This window comes from Ideonella alba, assembly GCF_018069845.1.
Classification (GTDB): domain Bacteria; phylum Pseudomonadota; class Gammaproteobacteria; order Burkholderiales; family Burkholderiaceae_C; genus Ideonella; species Ideonella alba.
Window position 1 is genome coordinate 54,527 of record NZ_JAGQDD010000019.1, and the last position, 20,872, is coordinate 75,398.

22 protein-coding genes and 1 pseudogene are annotated in these 20,872 nt (G+C 71.7%); 5 read left to right on the forward strand and 18 right to left on the reverse strand.

From position 1 onward, the window contains the following. Positions 1-133 precede the first annotated feature (133 nt). Genes hemB through KAK03_RS19980 form a run of 3 tightly spaced genes read left to right on the forward strand, consistent with a single transcriptional unit; the run spans position 134 to position 3,282 of the window. The gene (gene hemB / locus KAK03_RS19970) at positions 134-1,135 is read left to right on the forward strand and encodes a porphobilinogen synthase (RefSeq protein ID WP_210856463.1); all 1,002 of its coding nucleotides are present in this window, start codon (positions 134-136) and stop codon (positions 1,133-1,135) included. Next, entirely contained in the window at positions 1,135-2,235 is a 1,101-nt protein-coding gene (locus KAK03_RS19975) for a magnesium transporter CorA family protein (RefSeq protein WP_210856464.1), read from the forward strand. The genes hemB and KAK03_RS19975 overlap by 1 nt, the downstream gene beginning before the upstream one ends. 33 nt (positions 2,236-2,268) lie before the next feature. Continuing rightward, positions 2,269-3,282 carry a hypothetical protein gene (locus KAK03_RS19980; RefSeq protein WP_210856465.1) on the forward strand — a complete coding sequence of 338 codons (1,014 nt, stop codon included), beginning with the start codon at positions 2,269-2,271 and terminating at the stop codon, positions 3,280-3,282. On the opposite strand, the gene ybeY is transcribed toward KAK03_RS19980, so the two are convergent. Beyond that, the gene (gene ybeY, locus KAK03_RS19985) at positions 3,212-3,724 is read right to left on the reverse strand and encodes an rRNA maturation RNase YbeY (RefSeq protein WP_210856466.1); all 513 of its coding nucleotides are present in this window, start codon (positions 3,722-3,724) and stop codon (positions 3,212-3,214) included. The two genes, KAK03_RS19980 and ybeY, sit on opposite strands and share 71 nt — an antisense overlap. After that, complete coding sequence (locus KAK03_RS19990; protein ID WP_210856467.1) at positions 3,724-4,707, reverse strand: PhoH family protein; 984 nt, start codon at positions 4,705-4,707, stop codon at positions 3,724-3,726. Before KAK03_RS19990 ends, ybeY begins: the two co-directional genes overlap by 1 nt. Positions 4,708-4,743: 36 nt before the next feature. Here KAK03_RS19990 and ruvA point away from each other — a divergent pair, with 36 nt between their 5' ends. Then, positions 4,744-5,319 (forward strand): Holliday junction branch migration protein RuvA, encoded by a 576-nt coding sequence (ruvA, locus tag KAK03_RS19995; protein WP_210856468.1) that lies wholly within the window; start codon positions 4,744-4,746, stop codon positions 5,317-5,319. Positions 5,320-5,323: 4 nt separating this feature from the next. Here ruvA and KAK03_RS20000 read toward each other — a convergent pair whose 3' ends face one another. From KAK03_RS20000 to KAK03_RS20015, 4 genes are all read right to left on the reverse strand, one after another. Further along, complete coding sequence (locus KAK03_RS20000) at positions 5,324-6,886, reverse strand: methyl-accepting chemotaxis protein (protein WP_210856469.1); 1,563 nt, start codon at positions 6,884-6,886, stop codon at positions 5,324-5,326. A gap of 100 nt (positions 6,887-6,986) precedes the next feature. Continuing rightward, a complete protein-coding gene (locus KAK03_RS20005) occupies positions 6,987-7,454 on the reverse strand; it encodes a copper chaperone PCu(A)C (protein WP_210856470.1) in 468 nt (155 codons plus the stop codon). A 37-nt stretch (positions 7,455-7,491) separates the two neighbouring features. Then, positions 7,492-8,145 carry a helix-turn-helix domain-containing protein gene (locus tag KAK03_RS20010; protein WP_210856471.1) on the reverse strand — a complete coding sequence of 218 codons (654 nt, stop codon included), beginning with the start codon at positions 8,143-8,145 and terminating at the stop codon, positions 7,492-7,494. 83 nt (positions 8,146-8,228) lie between these two features. Next, positions 8,229-8,588 (reverse strand): DUF2946 family protein, encoded by a 360-nt coding sequence (locus KAK03_RS20015; RefSeq protein WP_210856472.1) that lies wholly within the window; start codon positions 8,586-8,588, stop codon positions 8,229-8,231. 89 nt (positions 8,589-8,677) lie between these two features. Here KAK03_RS20015 and ruvB point away from each other — a divergent pair, with 89 nt between their 5' ends. After that, complete coding sequence (gene ruvB, locus KAK03_RS20020) at positions 8,678-9,742, forward strand: Holliday junction branch migration DNA helicase RuvB (RefSeq protein ID WP_210856473.1); 1,065 nt, start codon at positions 8,678-8,680, stop codon at positions 9,740-9,742. Between the two features lie 12 nt (positions 9,743-9,754). Here the strand turns inward: ruvB and KAK03_RS20025 are convergent, their stop codons facing one another. The 12 genes and pseudogenes from KAK03_RS20025 to def form a co-directional block, all read right to left on the reverse strand. Then, positions 9,755-10,813 (reverse strand): sterol desaturase family protein, encoded by a 1,059-nt coding sequence (locus KAK03_RS20025; protein WP_210856474.1) that lies wholly within the window; start codon positions 10,811-10,813, stop codon positions 9,755-9,757. A 4-nt stretch (positions 10,814-10,817) separates the two neighbouring features. Further along, positions 10,818-11,483, reverse strand: a pseudogene (locus tag KAK03_RS20030) (histidine phosphatase family protein). Then, positions 11,483-11,794, reverse strand: a complete 312-nt coding sequence (locus KAK03_RS20035) for a DUF1840 domain-containing protein (RefSeq protein ID WP_210856475.1) — start codon at positions 11,792-11,794, stop codon at positions 11,483-11,485. The pseudogene KAK03_RS20030 and the gene KAK03_RS20035 overlap by 1 nt, the downstream one beginning before the upstream one ends. A 54-nt stretch (positions 11,795-11,848) precedes the next feature. Continuing rightward, positions 11,849-13,918, reverse strand: coding sequence for an EAL domain-containing protein (locus KAK03_RS20040; protein ID WP_210856476.1), 2,070 nt, complete (start codon positions 13,916-13,918; stop codon positions 11,849-11,851). Between the two features lie 31 nt (positions 13,919-13,949). Continuing rightward, a complete protein-coding gene (locus KAK03_RS20045; RefSeq protein ID WP_210856477.1) occupies positions 13,950-15,206 on the reverse strand; it encodes a cyclic di-GMP phosphodiesterase in 1,257 nt (418 codons plus the stop codon). 206 nt (positions 15,207-15,412) lie between these two features. Beyond that, positions 15,413-16,606: a phosphoglycerate kinase gene (locus tag KAK03_RS20050; protein WP_210856478.1), complete on the reverse strand. Its 1,194-nt coding sequence runs from the start codon at positions 16,604-16,606 to the stop codon at positions 15,413-15,415. A gap of 45 nt (positions 16,607-16,651) precedes the next feature. Continuing rightward, positions 16,652-16,981 (reverse strand): branched-chain amino acid transport AzlD family protein, encoded by a 330-nt coding sequence (locus KAK03_RS20055; protein ID WP_210856479.1) that lies wholly within the window; start codon positions 16,979-16,981, stop codon positions 16,652-16,654. After that, a complete protein-coding gene (locus tag KAK03_RS20060; protein WP_210801747.1) occupies positions 16,978-17,703 on the reverse strand; it encodes an AzlC family ABC transporter permease in 726 nt (241 codons plus the stop codon). The genes KAK03_RS20055 and KAK03_RS20060 overlap by 4 nt, the downstream gene beginning before the upstream one ends. 38 nt (positions 17,704-17,741) lie before the next feature. Beyond that, entirely contained in the window at positions 17,742-18,128 is a 387-nt protein-coding gene (locus tag KAK03_RS20065) for a hypothetical protein (RefSeq protein ID WP_210856480.1), read from the reverse strand. Positions 18,129-18,266: 138 nt separating this feature from the next. Continuing rightward, a complete protein-coding gene (gene htpX / locus KAK03_RS20070; protein ID WP_210856481.1) occupies positions 18,267-19,118 on the reverse strand; it encodes a zinc metalloprotease HtpX in 852 nt (283 codons plus the stop codon). Positions 19,119-19,181: 63 nt separating this feature from the next. Next, a complete protein-coding gene (gene fmt / locus KAK03_RS20075) occupies positions 19,182-20,138 on the reverse strand; it encodes a methionyl-tRNA formyltransferase (protein ID WP_210856502.1) in 957 nt (318 codons plus the stop codon). A gap of 17 nt (positions 20,139-20,155) precedes the next feature. Beyond that, positions 20,156-20,674, reverse strand: coding sequence for a peptide deformylase (gene def, locus KAK03_RS20080; RefSeq protein ID WP_210856482.1), 519 nt, complete (start codon positions 20,672-20,674; stop codon positions 20,156-20,158). Positions 20,675-20,872: the final 198 nt, after the last annotated feature.

The window sequence follows — 20,872 nt, forward strand, 5'->3', positions numbered from 1 at the left end:
CAGGGAGCATGACCCTCGCAGGCCACGCTCAATGCGAACTTTAACACCAGGCGTCGCGTCTGTACCATAGGGGCTCCACGAACCCCCGCGGGCTGTTGCATCTTCGGCATCCTGCGTTTTTTTCTGCCGTCCCATGAGCCTGCCCAGTTTCCCGGCCGCCCGTCCGCGCCGCCTGCGCCGTGATGCCTTCAGCCGTGCGATGGTGCGTGAGCACCTCCTCACCCCGGCCGACCTGATCCTGCCGGTCTTCGTGCTCGACGGCCAGAACCAGGTGCAGGACGTGGCCAGCATGCCCGGCGTGCAGCGCATGAGCGTCGACCGCCTGTTCGCCCAGGCCGAGCAGTGCCTGGCGCTGGGCGTGCCGGTGATGGCGCTGTTCCCGGTGATCGACCCCTCGCTGAAGGACCCGAACGGCCGCGAGGCCACCAACCCCGAGGGCCTGGTGCCGCGCGCGGTGCGGGCACTGAAATCGCGCTTCCCGGAGCTGGGCGTGCTGACCGACGTGGCGCTGGACCCGTTCACCAGCCACGGCCAGGACGGCCTGCTGGATGACACCGGCTACATCCTGAACGACGAGACCGTGGCCGTGCTGTGCGAGCAGGCGCTGGTGCAGGCCGAGGCCGGCGTGGACATCGTCGCGCCCAGCGACATGATGGACGGCCGCATCGGCGCCATCCGCGACGCGCTGGAGGCCCGCGGCCGCATCCACACCCGGATCATGGCCTACAGCGCCAAGTACGCCAGCGCCTTCTACGGCCCTTTCCGCGACGCCGTGGGCTCGGCCGCCAACCTGGGCAAGAGCGACAAGAAGACCTACCAGATGGACCCGGCCAACAGCAACGAGGCGCTGCGCGAGGTGGCGCTGGACATCGCCGAAGGCGCCGACATGGTGATGGTCAAGCCCGGCCTGCCCTACCTGGACATCGTGCGCCGGGTCAAGGACGAGTTCCGCATGCCCACCTTCGCCTACCAGGTCAGCGGCGAGTACGCGATGATCAAGGCCGCCGCGCAGAACGGCTGGCTGGACCACGACAAGGTCATGATGGAGGCGTTGCTGGCCTTCAAGCGCGCCGGCGCTGACGGCGTGCTGAGCTACTTCGCCCTCGATGCCGCGCGCCTGCTGAAGCAGGGCTGATGCGCATCTTCCACGTCACCGCCGACCGTCTGCAGGAGCTGCAGGCGCTGCCGTCGGTGCTGCCCACCGAAGGTTTTCTGTGGATTGGCGCCGGGCGGCGCCAGTTCGAGGTCCACCTGGCCGAACTGCAAGGCGCGCTGCAGCGCTGGGTGGGCGCGCCGCTGGTGGACCTGCATGTCAGCGACCTGCTCAACACCCAGCTGCCCTCGCAGTTCGGCGACACCTCCTGGTACGACCTGATGGTGATCCGCCGCCTGGCCCCGGGCAGCGGCAGCCGCGAGCTGTTCCTGGGCGCCGAGAACGGCACGCTGGCCTCGTCGCACCAGGCGCTCGATGCGATCGACACCAGCCCGGTCGGCTTCGCGATCTTCGACCGCGTGCTGCTGAGCGTGCACCCCACCGACTGCCTGGTGCGCGAGCACTTCGCCTCGCGCCTGGCCCAGCACGCGCAGGAAAGCGACCTGCGTGGCGGCGCACGGCTGCCCACCAGCCCGGCCGAGCTGATGCTGCGCATGGTCAACCACGTGGTCGACAACTACCTGGACCTGCGCCGCCTGCTGACGCGGCATTTCGCCACCTTGCAGACCGAGTTGCTGGCGCGGCGCCAGCGCAGCGTCGACTGGTCGCTGATCGTGCGTTCGCGCGATGCGCTGCACATGCTCGAAGACATCTGCGAGGACCAGCGCAGCGCCATCCAGGAGTGGATCGACGCGCTGGACGAATGGCCGGCCGCGCTCGATGCCACCACCCGCCGCGAGCGCGACCTGCTGCGGGTGCGCTCGCGCGACGTGCTGGAGCACATCGAACGCGTGCTGACCCACGTGCGCCGGCTGGAGCAGTCGGCCGAGGCCGGTCTGCAGATGCACTTCGCCCTGGTCGGCCAGCGCACCAACGACATCATGCGCACGCTGACCGTGATCACCGCGCTGTTCCTGCCGATGAACCTGATCACCGGCTTCTTCGGCATGAATTTCGATGGCCTGCCGCTGATCCACTCGCACACCGGCGTGTGGATCGCCGCCGGCATGATGGGGGTGATTGCGCTGGTGCTGGGCTTCTTCTTCTGGCAACGTCGGCTGTTGGGGAGCACCCGGGGCTGATGTCGCGCCCCCTCCCCGCTGAAGGACGTCCCCTTGCACACCCCTGCCCTCGCTGCCGCCGCCCTGCTCGCCCTGCTGGCCCCTCAGGCCCAGGCCGCCGCACGGTACAGCGCCCTCGACATCACCCCCGCCGGCACCGTGAGCTGCCAGCCCGCGGCCGTCAATGGCAGCGGCCAGGTGGTTGGGACCACCATGCTCAGCCCCGCCGGTCCCGCCCGCGGCTTCGTCACCGGGCCGAATGGCGTCGGGGCGCGGCTGGTCGACACCCTGGGCGGCTCGCACAGCCGCCTGCAGGGCCTCAACGACCGCGGCGTGGCGGTGGGGCAGGCCTCGGTGGCTGGCGACACCGCCGAGCAGGCGATCGTGGTGGCGGCGGGCGCCAGCGTGCCCACGCCGATCGGCCAGGCCGGACGGTCGTCCTACGCCACCGCGCTGAGCGCCAAGGGCCGCGTGGTCGGCGGCGCGCTGGACCCCACGGACGGCCTGTACCACGGCTTTCTCACCAGTGGGTCGCGCTACCGGCCGCAGTCGCTGGCCGCCGGCACCACGCCGATGGGCGTGCTGGCCGACGGCACCGTGGCCGGCGCGATCGACCAGCCGGGTGGCGGGTCGCGGGCCTTCATCACCGGGCCCGACGGTCAGGGCATGACGCTGCTGGGCACGCTGGGCGGCCACACCACGTTTGCGCTGGGCATGAACAAGTCGGGCGTGCTGGTGGGCTTTGCCGGGAATGCCGACGGCTCGGCCCACCACGCCTTCGTCACCGATCCCGGCGGCGGCCAGTTGCGCGACCTGGGCGTGCCCGGCCTGTTCGCGCTGGCCCAGAACCTCAACAGCAAGGGCAAGGTGGTGGGCTTCTACACCGACGACTGGTCGCGCCTGTACGCCTTCGTGGCCACGATCGGCGGCACCTGGAAGACGCTGGACAGCCTGGTCACGCTGCCGGATGGCGCCACGCTGACCCAGGCCTGGGGCATCAACGACGCCGGGCAGATCTCGGCGAGCGGGTCGGACGGTCGCTGCTATCTGCTGACCCCGCTGCCCTGAGGCGGTACGGGTCGCGCAGGCCCAGACCCAGCATCAGCTCGGTCTCGCGCGCTTCCATCGCCTCGGCCTCGACCTCGTCGCCCTCGTGGTCGTAACCCTGGGCGTGCAGCGTGCCGTGCACCAGCAGGTGCGCGTAGTGCTCGGCCAGCGGGATGCGCTGGGCCCGGGCCTCGGCCTCGACCACCGGCGCGCACAGCACCAGGTCGGCCTGCACCACCGGTTCGTGGGCGTAGTCGAAGGTGAGCACGTTGGTGGCGTAGTCCTTGCCGCGGTAGTCGCGGTTCAACGCCCGGCCCTCGTCGTCACCCACGATGCGCACGGTGATCTCGCCCGGCGCCTCCAGCGCATGGCGGATGCAGCGCGCCACGGTGTGGCGCGGCAGCTGCGCGCGGTGGCGCGGGTCGGCGAACTGCAGCGACAGGGTGAGCGGGTGCAGGGCCATCAGGACTCCGGGGCGGTGGAAGCGCGCGCACGGCGGCGCTGCTGGGCGTCGTAGGCGTCGACGATGCGCGCCACCAGCGGGTGACGCACCACGTCGGCCGAGGTGAAGCGGGTGGTGGCGATGCCATTGACCTTGCGCAGCACCTGCTCGGCGTCGACCAGGCCGCTGACCGTGCCACGCGGCAGGTCGATCTGGCTGACGTCGCCGGTGATCACCGCCTTGGCGCCGAAGCCGATGCGGGTCAGGAACATCTTCATCTGCTCGGGCGTGGTGTTCTGGGCCTCGTCGAGGATGACGAAGCTGTGGTTGAGCGTGCGCCCGCGCATGAAGGCCAGCGGCGCGATCTCCAGCGTGCCTTTCTCGAAGGCCTTGGTCACGCGGTCAAAGCCCATCAGGTCATACAGCGCGTCGTACAGCGGGCGCAGGTAGGGGTCGACCTTCTGCGCCAGGTCGCCCGGCAGGAAACCCAGGCGCTCGCCGGCTTCCACCGCCGGGCGCGTCAGCACGATGCGCTGCACCGCGCTGCGCTCCAGCGCATCCACCGCGCAGGCCACGGCCAGGAAGGTCTTGCCGGTGCCGGCCGGGCCGATGCCGAAGGTGATGTCGTGGCCCAGGATCTGGCGCAGGTACTGCACCTGGTTGGGCGCGCGGCCAGTGAGGTCGGCGCGGCGCGTGTGCAGCACGATGTCGCCCTCGGCGTCGCTGCCGGCCAGGCGCGCGCGACTGCCGCGGCGCAGGTCGTCCAGCGCCAGTTGCAGCAGATCGGCGGGGATGGCCTTGCGGGCGCGCTCATAGAGGCTTTGCAGCAGCTCCAGCACGCGCTCGGCATCGCGCGCGCTGCCCTCGATGCGAAACGCCCCCTGGCGGCGCTGGATGGTGACCGGCAGCACCGCCTCGATCGTCCGCAGGTGTTCGTCCAGCGGTCCGCACAGGTGACCCAGGCGGACGTTGTCGAGGGGCGTGAAGGTGTGGCGCAGCGTCATCGCCGGTGATTGTCCACCACCGTATGATGCGGCGCCATGATCGGACGCCTCACCGGAACCCTCGCCGAGAAAACCCCGCCGCGCGTGCTCATCGATGTGGGCGGCGTCGGCTACGAGGTCGACGTGCCGATGAGCACCTTCTACCACCTGCCGGGCCTGGGCGAGCGCGCCACGCTGCTGACCCACTTCGTGGTGCGCGAGGACGCGCAGCTGCTCTACGGCTTTCTCACCGCTGAGGAACGCGGCACCTTCCGCGAGCTGCTGAAGATCTCCGGCATCGGCCCGCGCACCGCGCTGGCCATCCTGTCGGGCCTGAGCGTGGCCGATCTGGCCGCGGCGGTGACGCGCCAGGAAGGCGGGCGGCTGCAGAAGGTGCCGGGCATCGGCAAGAAGACCGCCGAGCGGCTGCTGCTCGAACTCAAGGGCAAGCTCGGCCCCGACCTGGCGCTGCCGGCCGGCGCCACGGCGGTCAGTGACAGCCAGGCCGACATCGTCCAGGCGCTGATGGCGCTGGGCTATGGCGAGAAGGATGCCGCGGCGGCGCTGAAGAAGCTGCCGCCGGACGTGGGCGTCAGCGAGGGCATCAAGCTCGCGCTCAAGGCCCTGGGCTGACCGCTCAGGCCGGCTGCACCTGGCGCGGCGAATCCGGCAGCTGGAAGGCGCCGACACACTCGGCCAGCTGGCGCGCCTGGCCTTCCAGGCCGCCGGCCAGCTCGGCCGTCTGCGCCACCAGCGCCACGTTCGAACTGGAGCTGTTCGCCAGCGCCTGCATGGTCTCGACCAGCATGTTGATGCCCGAGCTCTGGGCGAAGGTGGTCTCCCAGATCTCGCCCACGCGCTGGCCCATCTCGTCGACCTGGGCCGCCATCGCCTCGATCGCCTGGTGCGCGACGCCGGCAAAGCGGTCGCCCTCCTGGATGTCGGCGGCGCTGGCCTGCACCAGCGCGCGGATCTCGGCGCTGGCCGCCGACGAGCGGTTGGCCAGCTGACGGACCTCGGCGGCCACCACGGCAAATCCCTTGCCCTGCTCGCCGGCCCGGGCGGCCTCGACGGCGGCGTTGAGCGCCAGCAGGTTGGTCTGGAAAGCGATCGACTCGATCAGGCCGACGATCTCGCCCACCTTGCGCGAGCTGCCGGAGATCGTGCTCATCATGCCGGTCAGGTCGCGCACCGCCTTCAGCCCCTGCCCGGCTGTCTGGCTCACCACCTGTGCGCGCTCGCGGGCGGTCTGGGCCGACGCGGCGTTCTCGTGCACGAAGCGGGTGACCTCGGCCAGGCTCGCGCTGGTGGCCATCAGTTCGCTCTGGTGCACCTCGGTGCGCTGGCGCAGGTCCTGGTTGCCGGCCGAGATCTGGGTGCTGGCCGAGGCCACATGCAGGCTGGCCGTGCGGACCTCGCTGACCATCTCGGCCAGGCGCCCGCTCATCGCATTGAGCGAACTCAGCAACTGGGCCGTCTCGTCGCGGCCATCGACCCGGACCTGGCGGGTCAGGTCGCCCGCCGCCACCGTCTCGGCCACCCGGACGGCATGGCGCAACGGCACCAGCAGCGAGCGTGAGACGCCCCAGGCCAGCGCCAGCGTCGCGGTGACGCCCAAGGCCATCAGCGTCAGGAGCACCTGGTGGGCGCGCTCGGACTGGTCGGCGAACTCCTGCATGGACGACTCGGCCAGCGCCGCGCCGGCCGTGACCGTCTCGTCGACGCCGGCACGGTGGCGCAGGTAGAGCGCGTCGGCCGTCAGCAAGGCCTTCGTGGCGGCCTCGCGGTCGCCGGACTTGAGGTGCTGCAGCACGTCCCTGGCGGCGGCGATGAAGGCCCGCCCCTCGGCGTGCTGCCGCCCCAGCAGCTGTTGCTCCAGACCGTAGGGCGGGTGGGCGGTCCACCAGGCGACACGGTCGTCGTACTCGCGCCCCAGCCGCGCCAGTTCGTCCTCGGCGCGGCGGATCGACAGCGTCGCCTCGAGGGCCTGGGACACGACCAGGCGCATCTCGATCAGATACATCGGTGGCGGCAGGATGTCGGCCACCACGTCCTTGGCCACGAAACTGGTCTGGCTGCTGCGTGCCAGTGCACGCGTTTCGTACAGCGCGACGGCGACACAGGCGCAGACGATCAGCGCGCTGAGCGCCGCGAGCCACAGCTGGCGCGTCTTGACGGAGAGGCGACTGAGCAGGTTCATGGGCATCCTGGCGAAACGCATGCCCCCCGCATTCGACACGCAGATCGCCGCGGCAATGTCCGGAGAAACGCCCGTTCTGGGGCGCTTCTGGCTCGGTCAGTCAGTGCTGGTGCATCGGTGCCGGGTTGGCAGCACCCAGCGGGCGCACCGGCGCCTTCAGCTCGATCGTCTCGCGCTTGCCGTCCTTGCCCTCGACGACCAGGCTCAGCGGCACGCTGTCGCCGTCCTTCAGCGGCTGCTTCAGGTCCATCAGCATCACGTGGTAGCCGCCCGGCTTGAGCTCGACGGTCTGCCCCGCCGGCAGCTCCAGGCCCTTGGGCAGCGCCGCCATCTTCATCACATTGCCGTCCATCTTCATCTCGTGGATCTCGACCACGCCGGCCAGCGGCGAAGCCACCGACAGCAGCCGGCCGCCCTGCGCGGACTTGAGCTGCATGAAGGCGCCGGTGGCCTTCTGGGCCGGCACGGTGCCGCGCACCCAGGCGTCGCTGACCGCGGTCTGTGCCAGCGCTGCACTCATCGACAGGCTGGCCGTGAAGGCCGCTGCGGCCAGATGTTTCAACTTCATCGGGGGTCCTCTGGGGGTGGTTGGAAAAGCGTGAAGGTCAGACCTCGACCAGCTGCAGCGGGCGCTGGGCGCCGTCGCTGCGGGTCATGCCGGCGGGCCAGACCTGCTCGCGCAGCCGCGCCGCGCTGAAGCGCGCGCCCTGGCGCTGGCGGCCGTCGAGCAGGTGCGAACGCTTGAGGTTGGCGAAGATGCGCGAGACGGTCTCGGGCGCGGTGTCGATGATCGCGGCCACGTCCTTGATCGTGGGCAGCACGCGCTGGCTGGCCTCGGCCTCGTCCCAGTCGGACTCGGCGCCGGACAGCAGCAGCAGCAGGTGGCGCAGACGCTCCTGGGCGGTCCCGGTGCGCAGCAGGACCAGGTCGCCGGTGCGCGAGAGCTGGCCCAGCAGCGCCTCGGCCAGCAGCAGGCGGCGCTCGGCGTCACCGCCCACGGCGCGCTGCACGGCCACGCTGGGCACGATCGCCCGGGCACTGTGGGCATAGCCGCTGGCGGCCAGCTGCTCGGCGCCCACCAGGTCGCCCGGCAGCACCAGCTGCACGAAGCGCTGGCCCTCACGGCCCAGCTGGTCCAGGCGCAGGGCGCCGGACTGCAGTTGCCAGACCGGGCCGCCGTGGCCCGCCTCGAACAGCGTGTCGCCGGTGGCCAGGCCCAGCGGGGCCGGCACGCCGTCGGCGTGGAAAGCATGGTTCATGGGAATCCTCTCCGGCGCGGCCGGGCCGCGCACACCGATGTCAACTGCGGGCGCGGCATCTCGCCGCGGCCCGCGCTCGGGCATCAGGTCAGGAGAGGCGGTGCGCGTGAGCGCGCGATGCGCCACGCCACCTGCCGCGACGGCAGCGCCACCGGCTCGGCCAACACGGCCGTGAAGCGGGGCACGGCCACGCTGCCACCGCCGACCACCGGCACGATCGGCAGGGCGGCCACGGCGCACAGGCCGCAGGCCTCGCCGGCGTGGGCCTGCCCCTGGCTGGACGCGGCATCGGTGCTGCCCGCGGCACTGCACACCGCCGCGTAGGCGATCGGGTCGACCGCCGCCAGGCTGCGCGAGACGGTCGGTGCCGCCAGCAGGCCGAACAGCGCCATCCACGCCAGCAGGGCGGCATGGGCCAGGCGATGTCGCAGGTGATGCAGCATGTGCGGCCGATTCTAGGGTGATCGGGCGGGCGGCGACCAGATCCAGCGCAAGCCCCCCACGAGTCGCGAGTTGGCCCGATAATGACTGTATGTCCATCCAGACCGATGATTTCGGCGCCGACCTGCCGCGTGCTCCCCGGGTGCTGACCGCCGCCGCGGCCAGCCCGCAGGAGGAAGCGCTGGAGCGGGCGCTTCGGCCCAAGCTGCTGGACGAGTACGTCGGCCAGGCCAAGGCGCGCGAGCAGCTCGAGATCTTCATCGGCGCGGCCAAGAAGCGCCGCGAAGCGCTGGACCATGTGCTGCTGTTCGGTCCGCCCGGCCTGGGCAAGACCACGCTGAGCCACATCATCGCCGCCGAGTTGGGCGTCAACCTGCGCCAGACCAGCGGCCCGGTGCTGGAAAAGCCCAAGGACCTGGCGGCCATCCTGACCAACCTCGAGAAGGACGACGTCCTCTTCATCGACGAGATCCACCGCCTCAGCCCGGTGGTCGAGGAAATCCTCTACCCGGCGCTGGAGGACTACCAGATCGACATCATGATCGGCGAGGGCCCGGCGGCGCGCTCGATCAAGCTGGACCTGCAGCCCTTCACGCTGGTCGGCGCCACCACCCGCGCCGGCATGCTGACCAACCCGCTGCGCGACCGCTTCGGCATCGTCGCCCGGCTCGAGTTCTACACGGCCGAGGAACTCACCCGCATCGTCACCCGCTCGGCGGGCCTGATGAACGCACCGATCGACCCCGACGGGGCAATGGAAATCGCCCGCCGCAGCCGCGGCACGCCGCGCATCGCCAACCGCCTGCTGCGCCGCGTGCGCGACTACGCCGACGTCAAGGGCAATGGCCACATCACCCGCGCGATGGCCGACGCCGCGCTGAAGATGCTCGACGTCGACCCGCAGGGTTTCGACCTGATGGACCGCAAGCTGCTGGAGGCGGTGGTGCACCGCTTCGACGGCGGCCCGGTGGGCCTGGACAACGTGGCCGCCGCGATTGGCGAGGAGCCCGGCACGATCGAGGACGTGATCGAGCCCTACCTGATCCAGCAGGGCTTTCTGCAGCGCACGCCGCGCGGCCGCGTGGCCACGCTGATGGCCTGGCGCCACCTGGGTCTGGCGCCGCCGCAGCGCGCCGGCGATCTGTTCGAGCGCTAGAGCGTCTGAGGGTCAGGCGGACGACCGGGCCGGCGGCGTCAGCAGCCGGCCCACGCCCCAGGTCGCGGCCAGGATCGCCACCGCGCCGCTCCACATCGCCAGCGGCGCCAGCGTGTGGGCGATCCACAGCCACTGCGCCGCCGCCAGCAACACCACGCCGAACAGCGCCACCGCGGCCCCCTGGCGCAAGCGCGACACCGGCGGGTCGTAGGCGGCACGCGCCAGCACGAAGGGCGGCGACGGCGGCGCGGCCGCCGGCTTCCAGTCGGGCGGCGCCAGCCACACCGCCAGCTGCTCGCGCCAGCCGCGCGCATGGCGCATCAGGGCCCAGCGCTCGCGGTAGACCACCAGGTTGGCGTGCAGCGGGTCCCAGCTGGCCAGCGGCGTGCGCGTGCCGTAGACGATGGGCTCGGCGTCGTCCTCGTCGATGAAGGTGCCGAACAGCCGGTCCCAGACCATCAGGATGCCGCCGTAGTTGTGGTCCAGGTAGCGGTCGTTCACCGCGTAGTGCACACGGTGGTTGCTGGGCGAGCAGAACCAGCGGTCGAACCCGCCCAGGCGGCCGATCTGCCGGGTGTGCACCCAGAACTGGTAGAGCAGGTCGATCAGCGCCACCGTGCCGAAGACCAGCGGCGGCACGCCCAGCACCGCCATCGGCAGGTAGAACAGCCAGCCCAGCAACCAGCCGCTGCCGGTCTGACGCAGCGCGGTGCTGAGGTTGTATTCCTCGCTCTGGTGGTGCACCGCATGGGCGGCCCAGAAGATCGCCACGCGGTGGCCGGCACGGTGCAGCCAGTAGTAGCAGAAGTCGTAGCCGATCAGCGCCGCCAGCCAGACCCACCAGGCGTCGGCGGGCAGTCTCGTCAGCGCCGCGTGCTGCCAGACCCAGGTGTAGACCCCGACGCGCAGCAGCAGCGGCAGCACCTGATTGATCACGCCCAACGACAGGCTGGCCAGCGCGTCGTTGAGGCGGTAGGTGTCGAAGCCGCGCCGGCGTCCCCACCACCACTCCAGGCCGATCAGCGCCAGGAACACCGGCACTGCCAGCACGATCACCTGAGCGGCCTGCATGGCGTCAGGCGGCGTGGCCGACCCGGTCGCTGGACTCGTCGCGCGCGTCGTCGTCCAGGTGGTGCACATCGGCCCAACCCACCAGCGTGAAGCCCTCGCCGGTGTAGAGCAGGCGGTTGATGCCGGTGTTGGGCAGCTCCCAGGTGCGCGGCGCGTCCAGCGCGATGCGCGAGGCCGCGCGGTACAGGCAGTCCAGCACGCCGCCATGCGCCACCATCAGCACCGTCTGGCCGGGATGGGCGCTGGCCAGACGGGTGGTGCAGGCCACCACGCGGTCGAAGAAGCCCTGCAGCGTCTCGCCTTGTTCGGGGCCGAAGCCGGCCTCGCGGCGGCGTCAGCGCTCGCTCTGCTCGGGCCAGCGCTCGGCCACCTCGGCGTAGGTGTGGCCCTGCCAGATGCCGAAGTGGCGCTCGCGCAGGCCGGTGTCGGTGCTCACCGGGCGGTCCAGCAGCTCGCCGGTGGCCTGGGCGGTGGCCAGCGCGCGCGAAAGGTCGCTGGCATAGATCACGTCGGGCGGGTCGTGGCGCAGCGCCCGCGCCGCCAGCCGGGCCTGCTCGCGTCCGCGGTCATTGAGCGGCACGTCGAGCTGGCCCTGCAGCCGGGTGTCGACGTTCCAGGCGGTCTCGCCATGGCGCACCGCGATCACGCGGGTCGGCTCGGGAAAGGGCATCAGGCGCCCCAGACGATGGGTTCGTCGGCCGCCTGGGCACGGCGGATCATCTCGACCAGCGGCCAGGCGCGCTGGCGCAGCGAGATGCCCTCGGGCCGTGTCGCCGGGTCCTGCTCGTCGACCGCGGCGGCGCGCACCGCGTCGTCCGCCTCGATCGCGGCCTGCAGCGCGGCCACTGCGGCCGGCATGTCCTGGGGCTCGAGGATGCCGGGGCCGCCGGTGGGCTTGCCGATCAGGCCCAGCACCCGGTCACCATTGGGGCCGAGCATGATCACGTCACCGGCCGCCTTGCTCTTGAACTTGTAGATCACGCTCGCTCCCCGGGCCCGCTGCGGGCCCTCGGCGTGCATTGTGCCTGCCGAGGCTCAGGCTGCGGCGGCCGCCACCCGGGCGCACCAGTTGGGCACCCGCTGCGCATCCAGCGCCGCGCCATGCAGGAAGCCCTGCCAGGACAGGCCGCCCGCCTGCGCCAGCGCCAGACGCTGGCCCTCGGTCTCGACGCCCACGGCCTGGCAGTCCAGGCCCAGCGCGCGCACCAGTGCCGCGGTGGCGCGCAGCCACGCGGCACCCTGGGCATGGCGCGTGGCGTCGTGCAGCACGCTGCGGTCCAGCTTGACCGCCGACAGCGGCAGGCGCTGCAGCAGCGTGGCCGAACTCTCGCCGCGGCCGAAGCCATCGAGCACCACCCCCAGTCCGAGCGCGCGCAGCGCGCGCACGGTGATCGCGGTGGCCTCGGGGTCGGTGATGAGCGCCTCTTCGCTCAGCTCCAGCGACAGCGCCTGCGCGGGCACGCCGGCATGGACCAGCAGGGCTTCGATGCGCCGCGCCAGCCCAGGCCGCAGCAGCGAGGCCGCGCCCAGGTTGACCGACACCGGCAGCATCAGCCCGGCGGCGCGCCAGCGCGCCAGCTGCTGCACGGCCTGCGACAGCACCCACTCGTCCAGTGTGGCCAGCAGACCGGCGCGGTTGGCCAGCGGCAGGAACTGCGCGGGCAGCAGCTCGCGGTGGGCCAGCGGGTCCTTCCAGCGCACCAGCGCTTCCAGGCCGCAGGGGCGGCCCTGGGCCATGTCGATGCGGGGCTGGTACTGCAGCCGGAACTGCGGCTGCGCCAGACCGTCGCGCAGCGCCGCCTCCAGCCGCTGCTGGCGCTGGGTGCGCGACTCGCCGCTGCTCTGGTGGGTGCGGCAGGACTCGCCCAGCGCCTGGGCGCGCGCCAGGGCTTTCTCGGCATGGGCCAGCAGTTCGTCGGCCGAGTTGCCCGCCTGCGGGTAGGCCGCCACGCCCACCACCGGCGGGCTGATGCTGCCCGCCGGCTCGGCCGCGGCCAGCGCCTGCCAGCGGCGGGCCACGGCTTCGGCCTTGGCCTCGCTGGCGTTCTCGAGCAGCACGCCAAAGCGTGCCGCGCCCAGCCGCGCCAGCATCGCCGGCGCCTGCAGGCCGGCGCGCAGCAGCCGCACCACCGCGGCCCAGCGGTCCTCGGAAGGCAGGGCGGCGTCCGGCGCACCCCACAGCGCCTGCGTGTCGACATCCACGCACAGCACCACCAGGCTGGCGCCGCTGTCGCGGGCCTGGGCGAGCGCATCGTCGACACGGGCGACGAACGTGGCGCGGTGCGGCAGGCGGCTGCCGGCGTCGGGCTCGCCGTCCCCGTCCCGGCGGGGCGCCCCCGGGCGCAGCCGGTTCAGTTCACGGAACGAGAACACCCGGCCGATCGGTCGGCCCTGGCTCCATTGCGGCTGGGTGTGGCATTCGAGCAGGCTGCCGTCGACCAGGCGCACGGTGTCGTTGGCCGAGGTCAGGCAATGCTCGCGCAGCGCGGCCAGGCGCGCGCGCCAGGCCTCGGGCTGGGTGGTCTGCAGCGCCATCCAGGCGTGCACGCGCGCGTCGTCGCGCTGCTCCAGGGCCTGCGGCGGCAGCGACCAGAGCTGGGCGAAGCGGCGGTTGAAGGCCCGGATGCCGCCGCTCAGGTCGGTGACCAGGATGCCATCGGCGGTGGCCTCCAGCGTGGCGCGCAGCTCGGCCAGCGCGCGCTCGCGCTCGCGCTGCGCGGCGTGCTCGCGGCTCAGGTCCTGCAGCTGCACCAGCCACAGGCCGGGGCCCTCGCCCGGCAGGCGGCTGATGCGCCGGCGCATGCGCGCCTCGCCGCCGCCCGGGCGGGGCAGGTCGATCTCGGAATCCAGCGTCGTGGCGTGGCCAGCCTGGGCCTCGCCCCAGAAGGCCAGGTCCTCCAGGCTGGGCAGCAGGGCCTGGGCGTCCAGGCCGGGCAGCGCCTGCTGCGGCCGACCGAGGAAGGCGGCCGCCGCCTCATTGGCCTGCAGGACCGTCAGGTGATCGGCCTCGACCAGCCAGGCCGGCGCGTCCAGCGCCGCCAGGATGGCCGCCTGCCCCTGGGCCTGTCCGGCCCACCAGGACAGACCGGCATCCGGGCCGCTCACCGCCGCCTCCGTGGCCGTTGGCTGCCACGCGTCATGCCTGCTCCAGGGCCGGCGACTCGACGTCGAAGAAGTAGGCCAGGCGCTTGCGCGGGGCCAGGTATTCCAGGGCGCGGCCGGGCAGCTGGTCGCTGCGCAGGCTGCGGCGGATGCCCAGGTCGGGCACCTGCTCCAGGTCCAGGTGCAGCGCCTGCTCGCTGGGCACGCCGGCATCCATCACCAGCACGCGCGGCTTGAGCGGGCGCGCCGAGTTGACCGACATCACCATCGCCAGGCGGTCGTCGGACAGCTGCACGATCGAGCCCGGCGGGTAGATGCCCATCAGGCGGATGAAGGCGTTGAGCATCACCGCGTCGAACTTGCCGCGGGCATGCGCGAACATCCGCGACAGCGCCTCGTGCGGCGTCAATGACTGGGCCACCGAGGCGGCGTTGCACAGGTTGTCGTAGTGGTTGACCATCGACACCACGCGGGCCGCGGTGCTGATCTTGTCCAGACCCACGCCGCTGGGGTAGCCCGAGGCGTCGGCCAGCTCGTGGTGCTGGGCGATCACCAGCAGCACCTGCGGCGTCAGGCCCATGCGCCGGCCCTGCGCCACGCCCAGCGCCACATGCTCGCGGTAGTGCTGCTGCTCGGCGGCGCTGAAGTTGTCGTGGCCCAGGCGCAGGCGGTCGGGCAGGCTCAGCTTGCCCACGTCGTGCAGCAGCGCGCCGCTGCCCAGGGCCATCATCTCCTCGGCGTCGAAGCCCAGGGCCTTGCCCAGCAGCATCGAGATCACCGTCACGTTCATCACATGCGCCGACAGGCGGTCGCCCTGCTGCTCGCCCAGCACGCGCACGCACAGCTCGCCGTCGACCAGCATCTTGTCCATCAAGGCCTGGCTGAGCTGGCGCGTGGCCTCGCGGGCCTGCTCGGGTTCGCCCTGGACGCAGTCGTTGATGCGGCGCAGGTCGCGGCAGGCCTCGCTGAACTGGCGCTCGCACTGGCGCATCGCGTCGAGCTGCGCCTCGAGGCGGGCGGCGCGCTCGCGCCGCGCCAGCTCGGCCGGGTCGGGGGCCGGGGCTTCCTCGGCCGCCGCGGTGTGGGCCGGCAGCTCCAGGCTGACCGGCGCCGGGTCGCTGCGCTCCGGACTCCAGCGCAGCTGCTTCAGGCCCAGGCCCTGGATGGTCTGGATCTGTTCGGCCGAGGCGATCTTGAAGCTGGAGAGCGGAAAGGGATGCGACATCCAGCCCACGTCCAGGTGAACGAACATCCCCACACGCAGCTGGCTGACATCGACGGTCTCGGTCATCTCACATCCTCGAATCGCACACCGCCGCCCACTGGCCGCGGCCTTGTGAGGGACTTCGGCGCTGCGGCGGTCGAACTTGAGGCGACGCAGCCCATACCCGGATGGAGGGGACAGCCTTTCCGGCCCCCCTCAAGTTGCGCCCGCAGCGGCCGAGGGGGACGAAAAAAAGCGGCCCGAAGGCCGCCTGGCGTGGGGTGCCCGGAGGTTCAGGCAGCGGCGCGCTTGGCCAGGATCTCGAAGGCCGGCAGGGTCTTGCCCTCCAACACCTCCAGGAAGGCGCCGCCGCCGGTGGAGATGTAGCCCACGTCCTGCTCGATGCCGTACTTGGCAATCGCCGCCAGCGTGTCACCGCCGCCGGCGATGCTGAAGGCGTCCGACTCGGCGATCGCGCGGGCGATGGCCTCGGTGCCCTTGGCGAAGGCGTCGAACTCGAACACGCCCACCGGGCCGTTCCAGACGATGGTGCCGGCGGCCTTCAGTTGCGCCGCCAGCCTGGCCGCCGTCTTCGGGCCGATGTCCAGGATCAGGTCGTCATCCGCCACCTCGGTGGCGGCCTTGATGGTGGCCGGCGCGTCGGCCGCGAAGGCCTTGGCGGTGACCACGTCCTCAGGAATGGGCACCTCGGCGCCGCGCGCCTTCATCGCGGCGATCACCGCGGTGGCCTCGCCCAGCAGGTCGGGCTCGGCCAGGCTCTTGCCGATCTTCAGGCCGGCGGCCAGCATGAAGGTGTTGGCGATGCCGCCACCCACGATCAGGCCATCCACGTTCTTGGCCAGGCTTTGCAGGATGGTCAGCTTGGTGCTGACCTTGCTGCCCGCGACGATGGCCACCAGCGGGCGCTTCGGGTTGGCCAGGGCCTTGCTGATCGCATCGATCTCGGCGGCCAGCAGCGGGCCCGCGCAGGCGATCTTGGCGAACTGGGCGATGCCGTAGGTGCTGGCCTCGGCGCGGTGGGCGGTGCCGAAGGCGTCGTGCACGAAGATGTCGCACAGTGCGGCCATCTTCTGCGCCAGCTCGGGGTTGTTCTTCTTCTCGCCCTTGTTGACGCGGCAGTTTTCCAGCAGCACCACCTCGCCGGGCTCTACTTCCACGCCGTCCACCCAGTTGGCCACCAGCTTCACCTCGCGGCCCAGCAGCTCGCCCAGGCGCTTGGCGACCGGGGCCAGAGAATCCTCGGGCTTGAACTCGCCCTCGGTGGGGCGGCCCAGGTGCGAGGTCACCATCACCGCGGCACCACCTTGCAGCGCCAGCTGGATGCAGGGCACCGAGGCGCGGATGCGGGTGTCTTCGGTGATGTTTCCGGCGTCGTCCTGCGGGACGTTCAGGTCGGCGCGGATGAAGACGCGCTGGCCCTGGGCACGGCCCTGGGCGACGAGGTCGGCGAAGCGGATCACGTTCATGGTCTTGGCTCTCTTCGGGGGTTCAACAGATCGAATTATCGGGATTCACCAGCCCAGGCCCAGGCGCAGCGTCAACATCACGGCGGTGCCGCAGACGATGGTGCCCAGGATGCCGCGGCGCCACCAGAACCACAGCGCACCGGCGGCGGCGGCGAACAGTCGGGCGTCCTGCCAGGTGTGGATCAGCTGGCCCTGGGTCAGCACGATCTCGGGCGCCACCACGGCGCACAGCGCGGCCAGCGGTGCATAGCGCAGCGCTTCGCGCAGCCACGCCGGCATGGGCAGTTCGCGTTCGGGGATGAGGAAGAAACTGCGCGTCAGCACGGTGATCACGGCCAGGCCCAGGATGGCGAGTGCGGTGTCCCAGCCCGTCATGCGGCCCCCGGCCGCTGCGCGGGCTTCCAGTGGTCGAGCACGATGCCCACGGCCACCGCCGCGGCAATCGCCACCACGATGTTCAGGCGCAGCGGCAGCGCATAGGCCGCCACCGCGGCGCAGGCGGCCACGGCCGCCGCGATCCAGGTGGCGCGGTCGGTCAGCAGCGAGCCGGTCAGGCCCAGCAGCGCCAGCGTGCCGGCAAAGCCCAGGCCCCATTCGGTGGGCACCTGGTCGGCCAGCACGATGCCCAGGATGGACATGGCCTGCCAGGCGCACCAGTTCACCGCCACACCGCCCCAGTAGTAGGCCAGCTGACCCGGCGCGGGCACCGGCTCGGGGTAGCGGCGCATGAAGCACACGTAGTTCAGATCACCGCTGACATAGCCCATCAGCAGGCGCTGTCGGCGCGGCAGGTGGGCGAAGTAGGGGCGCCAGCCGGCGCTGAAGATCACGAAGCGCAGGTTGACGCAGGCGGCGGTGGCCCAGACCACCCAGATCGGCGCGCCGGCGGCGATCAGCGGCAGTGCGCTGAGCTGCGCGCTGCCGGCGAACACGGTCAGCGTCATCAGCAGGCTCAGCGGCACGCCCAGTCCGCTCTTGACCATGGCCACGCCGGTGACCAGGCCCCAGGCGCCGATGCCCAGCGCGATGCCGGCCATCTCGCGCGCGCCGGCGTGGAAATCAGGATCGCGCCGCAGGCGGCGCCAGGAATCGAGCATCCCGCCATTGTCCTATGGCGGCGGCCGCGGGGCCGGACTCAGTGCTTGCCGTGTGCGGACGCGGCGGCGTCCTTGCCGTCCTTGGTCTCGGTGCCGGCATCGGCCACGGCTTCCTCGCCGTCGGCGGGCGGCGGCTTCTTCTTGGGCTCGGGCTTGATCTGCGGCAGGACGGGCTCGAGCTTGTTTTCGCGCATGTAGTCGTCCATGTCGCGCCAGCCGGCGTAGACCGCGGCCTTGTCGGCCTTCTTGTTCAGCGTGTAGCAGTCCTCGATCGCGCGGGCCGCATGGCGGCAGGCGCCGCCGATGGCCTTGCCCTCGGCCGAGCGCTTCTCGGCCACCACGGCCGCCGACTCGATGCCCAGCTGGTCGCATCCTGCCAGCAGCAGGGCGCTGGCAAGAAGGGACAGGGTCAGGATCGGGCGCATGGTCGGGTCCGGGCAGAGGGGTGTGACCGGGTTATCGGCCAGGACCCACCCGGACTTGAGTCCGCGCGCGCTGTGCGGAACTTGGGTCAGCGCGCTCCGCGCGGATCCTGGGTCAGCGCGCTCCGCGCGGATCCTGGGTCAGCGCGCTCCGCGCGCCAGGGCCATCAGCCGCTCGACCCGCTCCTCGGTGGACGGGTGGGTCGAGAACAGGCCGCGCAGGCCGCCGCCCGACAGCGGGTTCATGATCATCATCTGGGCGGTCTCGGGGTGGGCCTCGGCGGCCTCCAGCGGGATGCCCTGGGCGATGCGGTGGATCTTCTGCAGCGCCGAGGCCAGCGCGGCCGGGTCGCCGGAGATCTCGGCGCCGCCGCGGTCGGCCTCGAACTCGCGGGCGCGGCTGATCGCCATCTGGATCAGGCTGGCGGCCAGCGGCGCCAGCAGCATCACCAGGATCGAGACGATCGGGTTGGCCGGACGGCCTTCCGAGTCGCGGCCACCGAACATCATGCCGAAGTTGGCCAGCATGCCGATCGCACCGGCCATGGTGGCGCTGATGGTGCTGATCAGGATGTCGCGGTGCTTGACGTGGGCCAGCTCGTGGGCCATGACGCCGCGCAGCTCGCGCTCGGAGAGCACGCGCAGGATGCCGGTGGTGGCGGCCACCGCGGCATGGCTGGGGTTGCGGCCGGTGGCGAAGGCGTTGGGCGCGTCCTCGTTGATCAGGTAGACCCTGGGCATCGGCAACTCGGCCTTGGCGGCCAGCTCGGCCACCATGCGGTAGAACTGCGGCGCGGTCTGCTCGGTCACCTCCTGCGCGTTGTACATGCGCAGCACCATCTTGTCCGAGAACCAGTAGCTGAAGACGTTCATGCCCAGCGCCACGACCAGCGCGATCATCATGCCGGTCTGGCCGCCCAGCAGCTGGCCGATGGTCATGAACAGGGCGGTGATGGCCGCCATCAGCACGGCGGTCTTCAGCAGATTGAACATGGTGGGTGCCTGGGGCTCCGTTGGTGACAGGTCTGCCTCAGATGCGGGCAGGCCGTGGAAAGTTCAAGCCAGGCGCTGGCCGGCCAGGCCGGGGCGGGCCTGCACGAAGGCGCCCACCGGGGCGCGCTTGCCGCCTGGGCGCTGCAGTTGCAGCAGGTCCAGCGCGCCGTCACCGCAGGCCACGCGCAGGTGGTCGGCCCCGGCCGAGAGCACGGTCCCCGGCGCGCTGCCGGGCACGCCGGGCGCCAGGCGGGCCTGCCAGCACTTCACCACCTCGTCCTGGCAGCCGAAGCTGGCGCCGGGGAAGGGGTCGAAGGCGCGGATGCGGCGCTCGATCACCGCCGCCGGCAGCGACCAGTCGATCGTGCCCTCGGCCTTCTCGATCTTGTGGGCGTAGCAGACGCCCTCGGCGGGCTGCGGCGTGGCGGTCAGCGCCTGGCCGGCGGCGGCTTGGCGCAGCCCGGCCACGATCATCTCGCCGCCCAGCGCGGCCAGGCGGTCGTGCAGCGTGGCGGTGCTGTCGTCGGCGTGGATGGTCAGCGAGCGGCGGCTGATCATCGCGCCGGTGTCCAGGCCCTCGTCCATCTGCATCAGGGTGATGCCGGTCTCGGCGTCGCCGGCCTCGATGGCCCGGTGGATGGGCGCCGCGCCGCGCCAGCGCGGCAGCAGCGAGGCGTGGATGTTCACGCAGCCCAGGCGCGGCGTGGCCAGCACCCAGGCCGGCAGGATCAGGCCGTAGGCGGCCACCACCAGCACGTCCAGCGCCGCAGTTTGCAGCGCGGCCTGGCCCTGGCGGGCCTCGTCCGGGAACTTGCCGTCCAGGCGCAGGCTGCGCGGCTGCGCCACCGGCAGGCCCCGCTGCAGCGCCAGCGCCTTGACCGGCGACGGCAGCAGCTTCATGCCGCGGCCGGCCGGACGGTCCGGCTGGGTGAGCACCAGCGGCACCGTGAAGCCGGCCGTCAGCAGCGCCTGCAGCGCCACCGCGGCGAACTCGGGCGTTCCGGCGAAGCCGACCCGCAGGTCCGCAGCGGCGGCCATCAGCGGCGGCGCCCCTGCTCGTCGCGGGTCTTCTTGAGCATCTTGGTCTTGATGCGGTCGCGCTTGAGCAGGCTCAAATACTCGACGAAGACCTTGCCCATCAGGTGGTCCATCTCGTGCTGCACGCACACCGCCTGCAGGCCCTCGGCCTCGAACTCGTGCGGCTGGCCGTCGCGGCCCAGCGCGCGCACCCGCACCCGGGCGTGGCGGCGCACCTCGTCGTAGATGGTGGGCACCGACAGACAGCCCTCCTCGCCCACGCGCAGTTCGTCGCTGGCCCAGGTGATCTCGGGGTTGATCAGCACCAGCGGCTGGTCGCGCTGCTCGGAGGTGTCCATCACGATCACCCGGCGGTGCACGTCCACCTGCGTGGCGGCCAGGCCCACGCCCTCGGCGGCGTACATGGTCTCGAGCATGTCGTCGACCAGTTGGCGCACGGTGGCATCGACCTCGGCCACGGGCTGGGCCACGGTGTGCAGTCGGGGATCGGGGTAGCGCAGGATGCTCAGCAGGGCCATGGAAGCGGGGCAGAGGGACTCGGTTGGGCGCCGGGCTGTCGACAAGACACAACAGCCGCTGCGCGGGCGGGGCGAATCTGGGCGACGGCCGTCACCGCATTTCATTGCGGCATCAAGGCTTTAGGGGCAGAATTTGCGACGCTTTCTCAGCTTTTCGCGGGACTGACCCGGCCAGGACGGCCCTCAGGCCCCGATTGT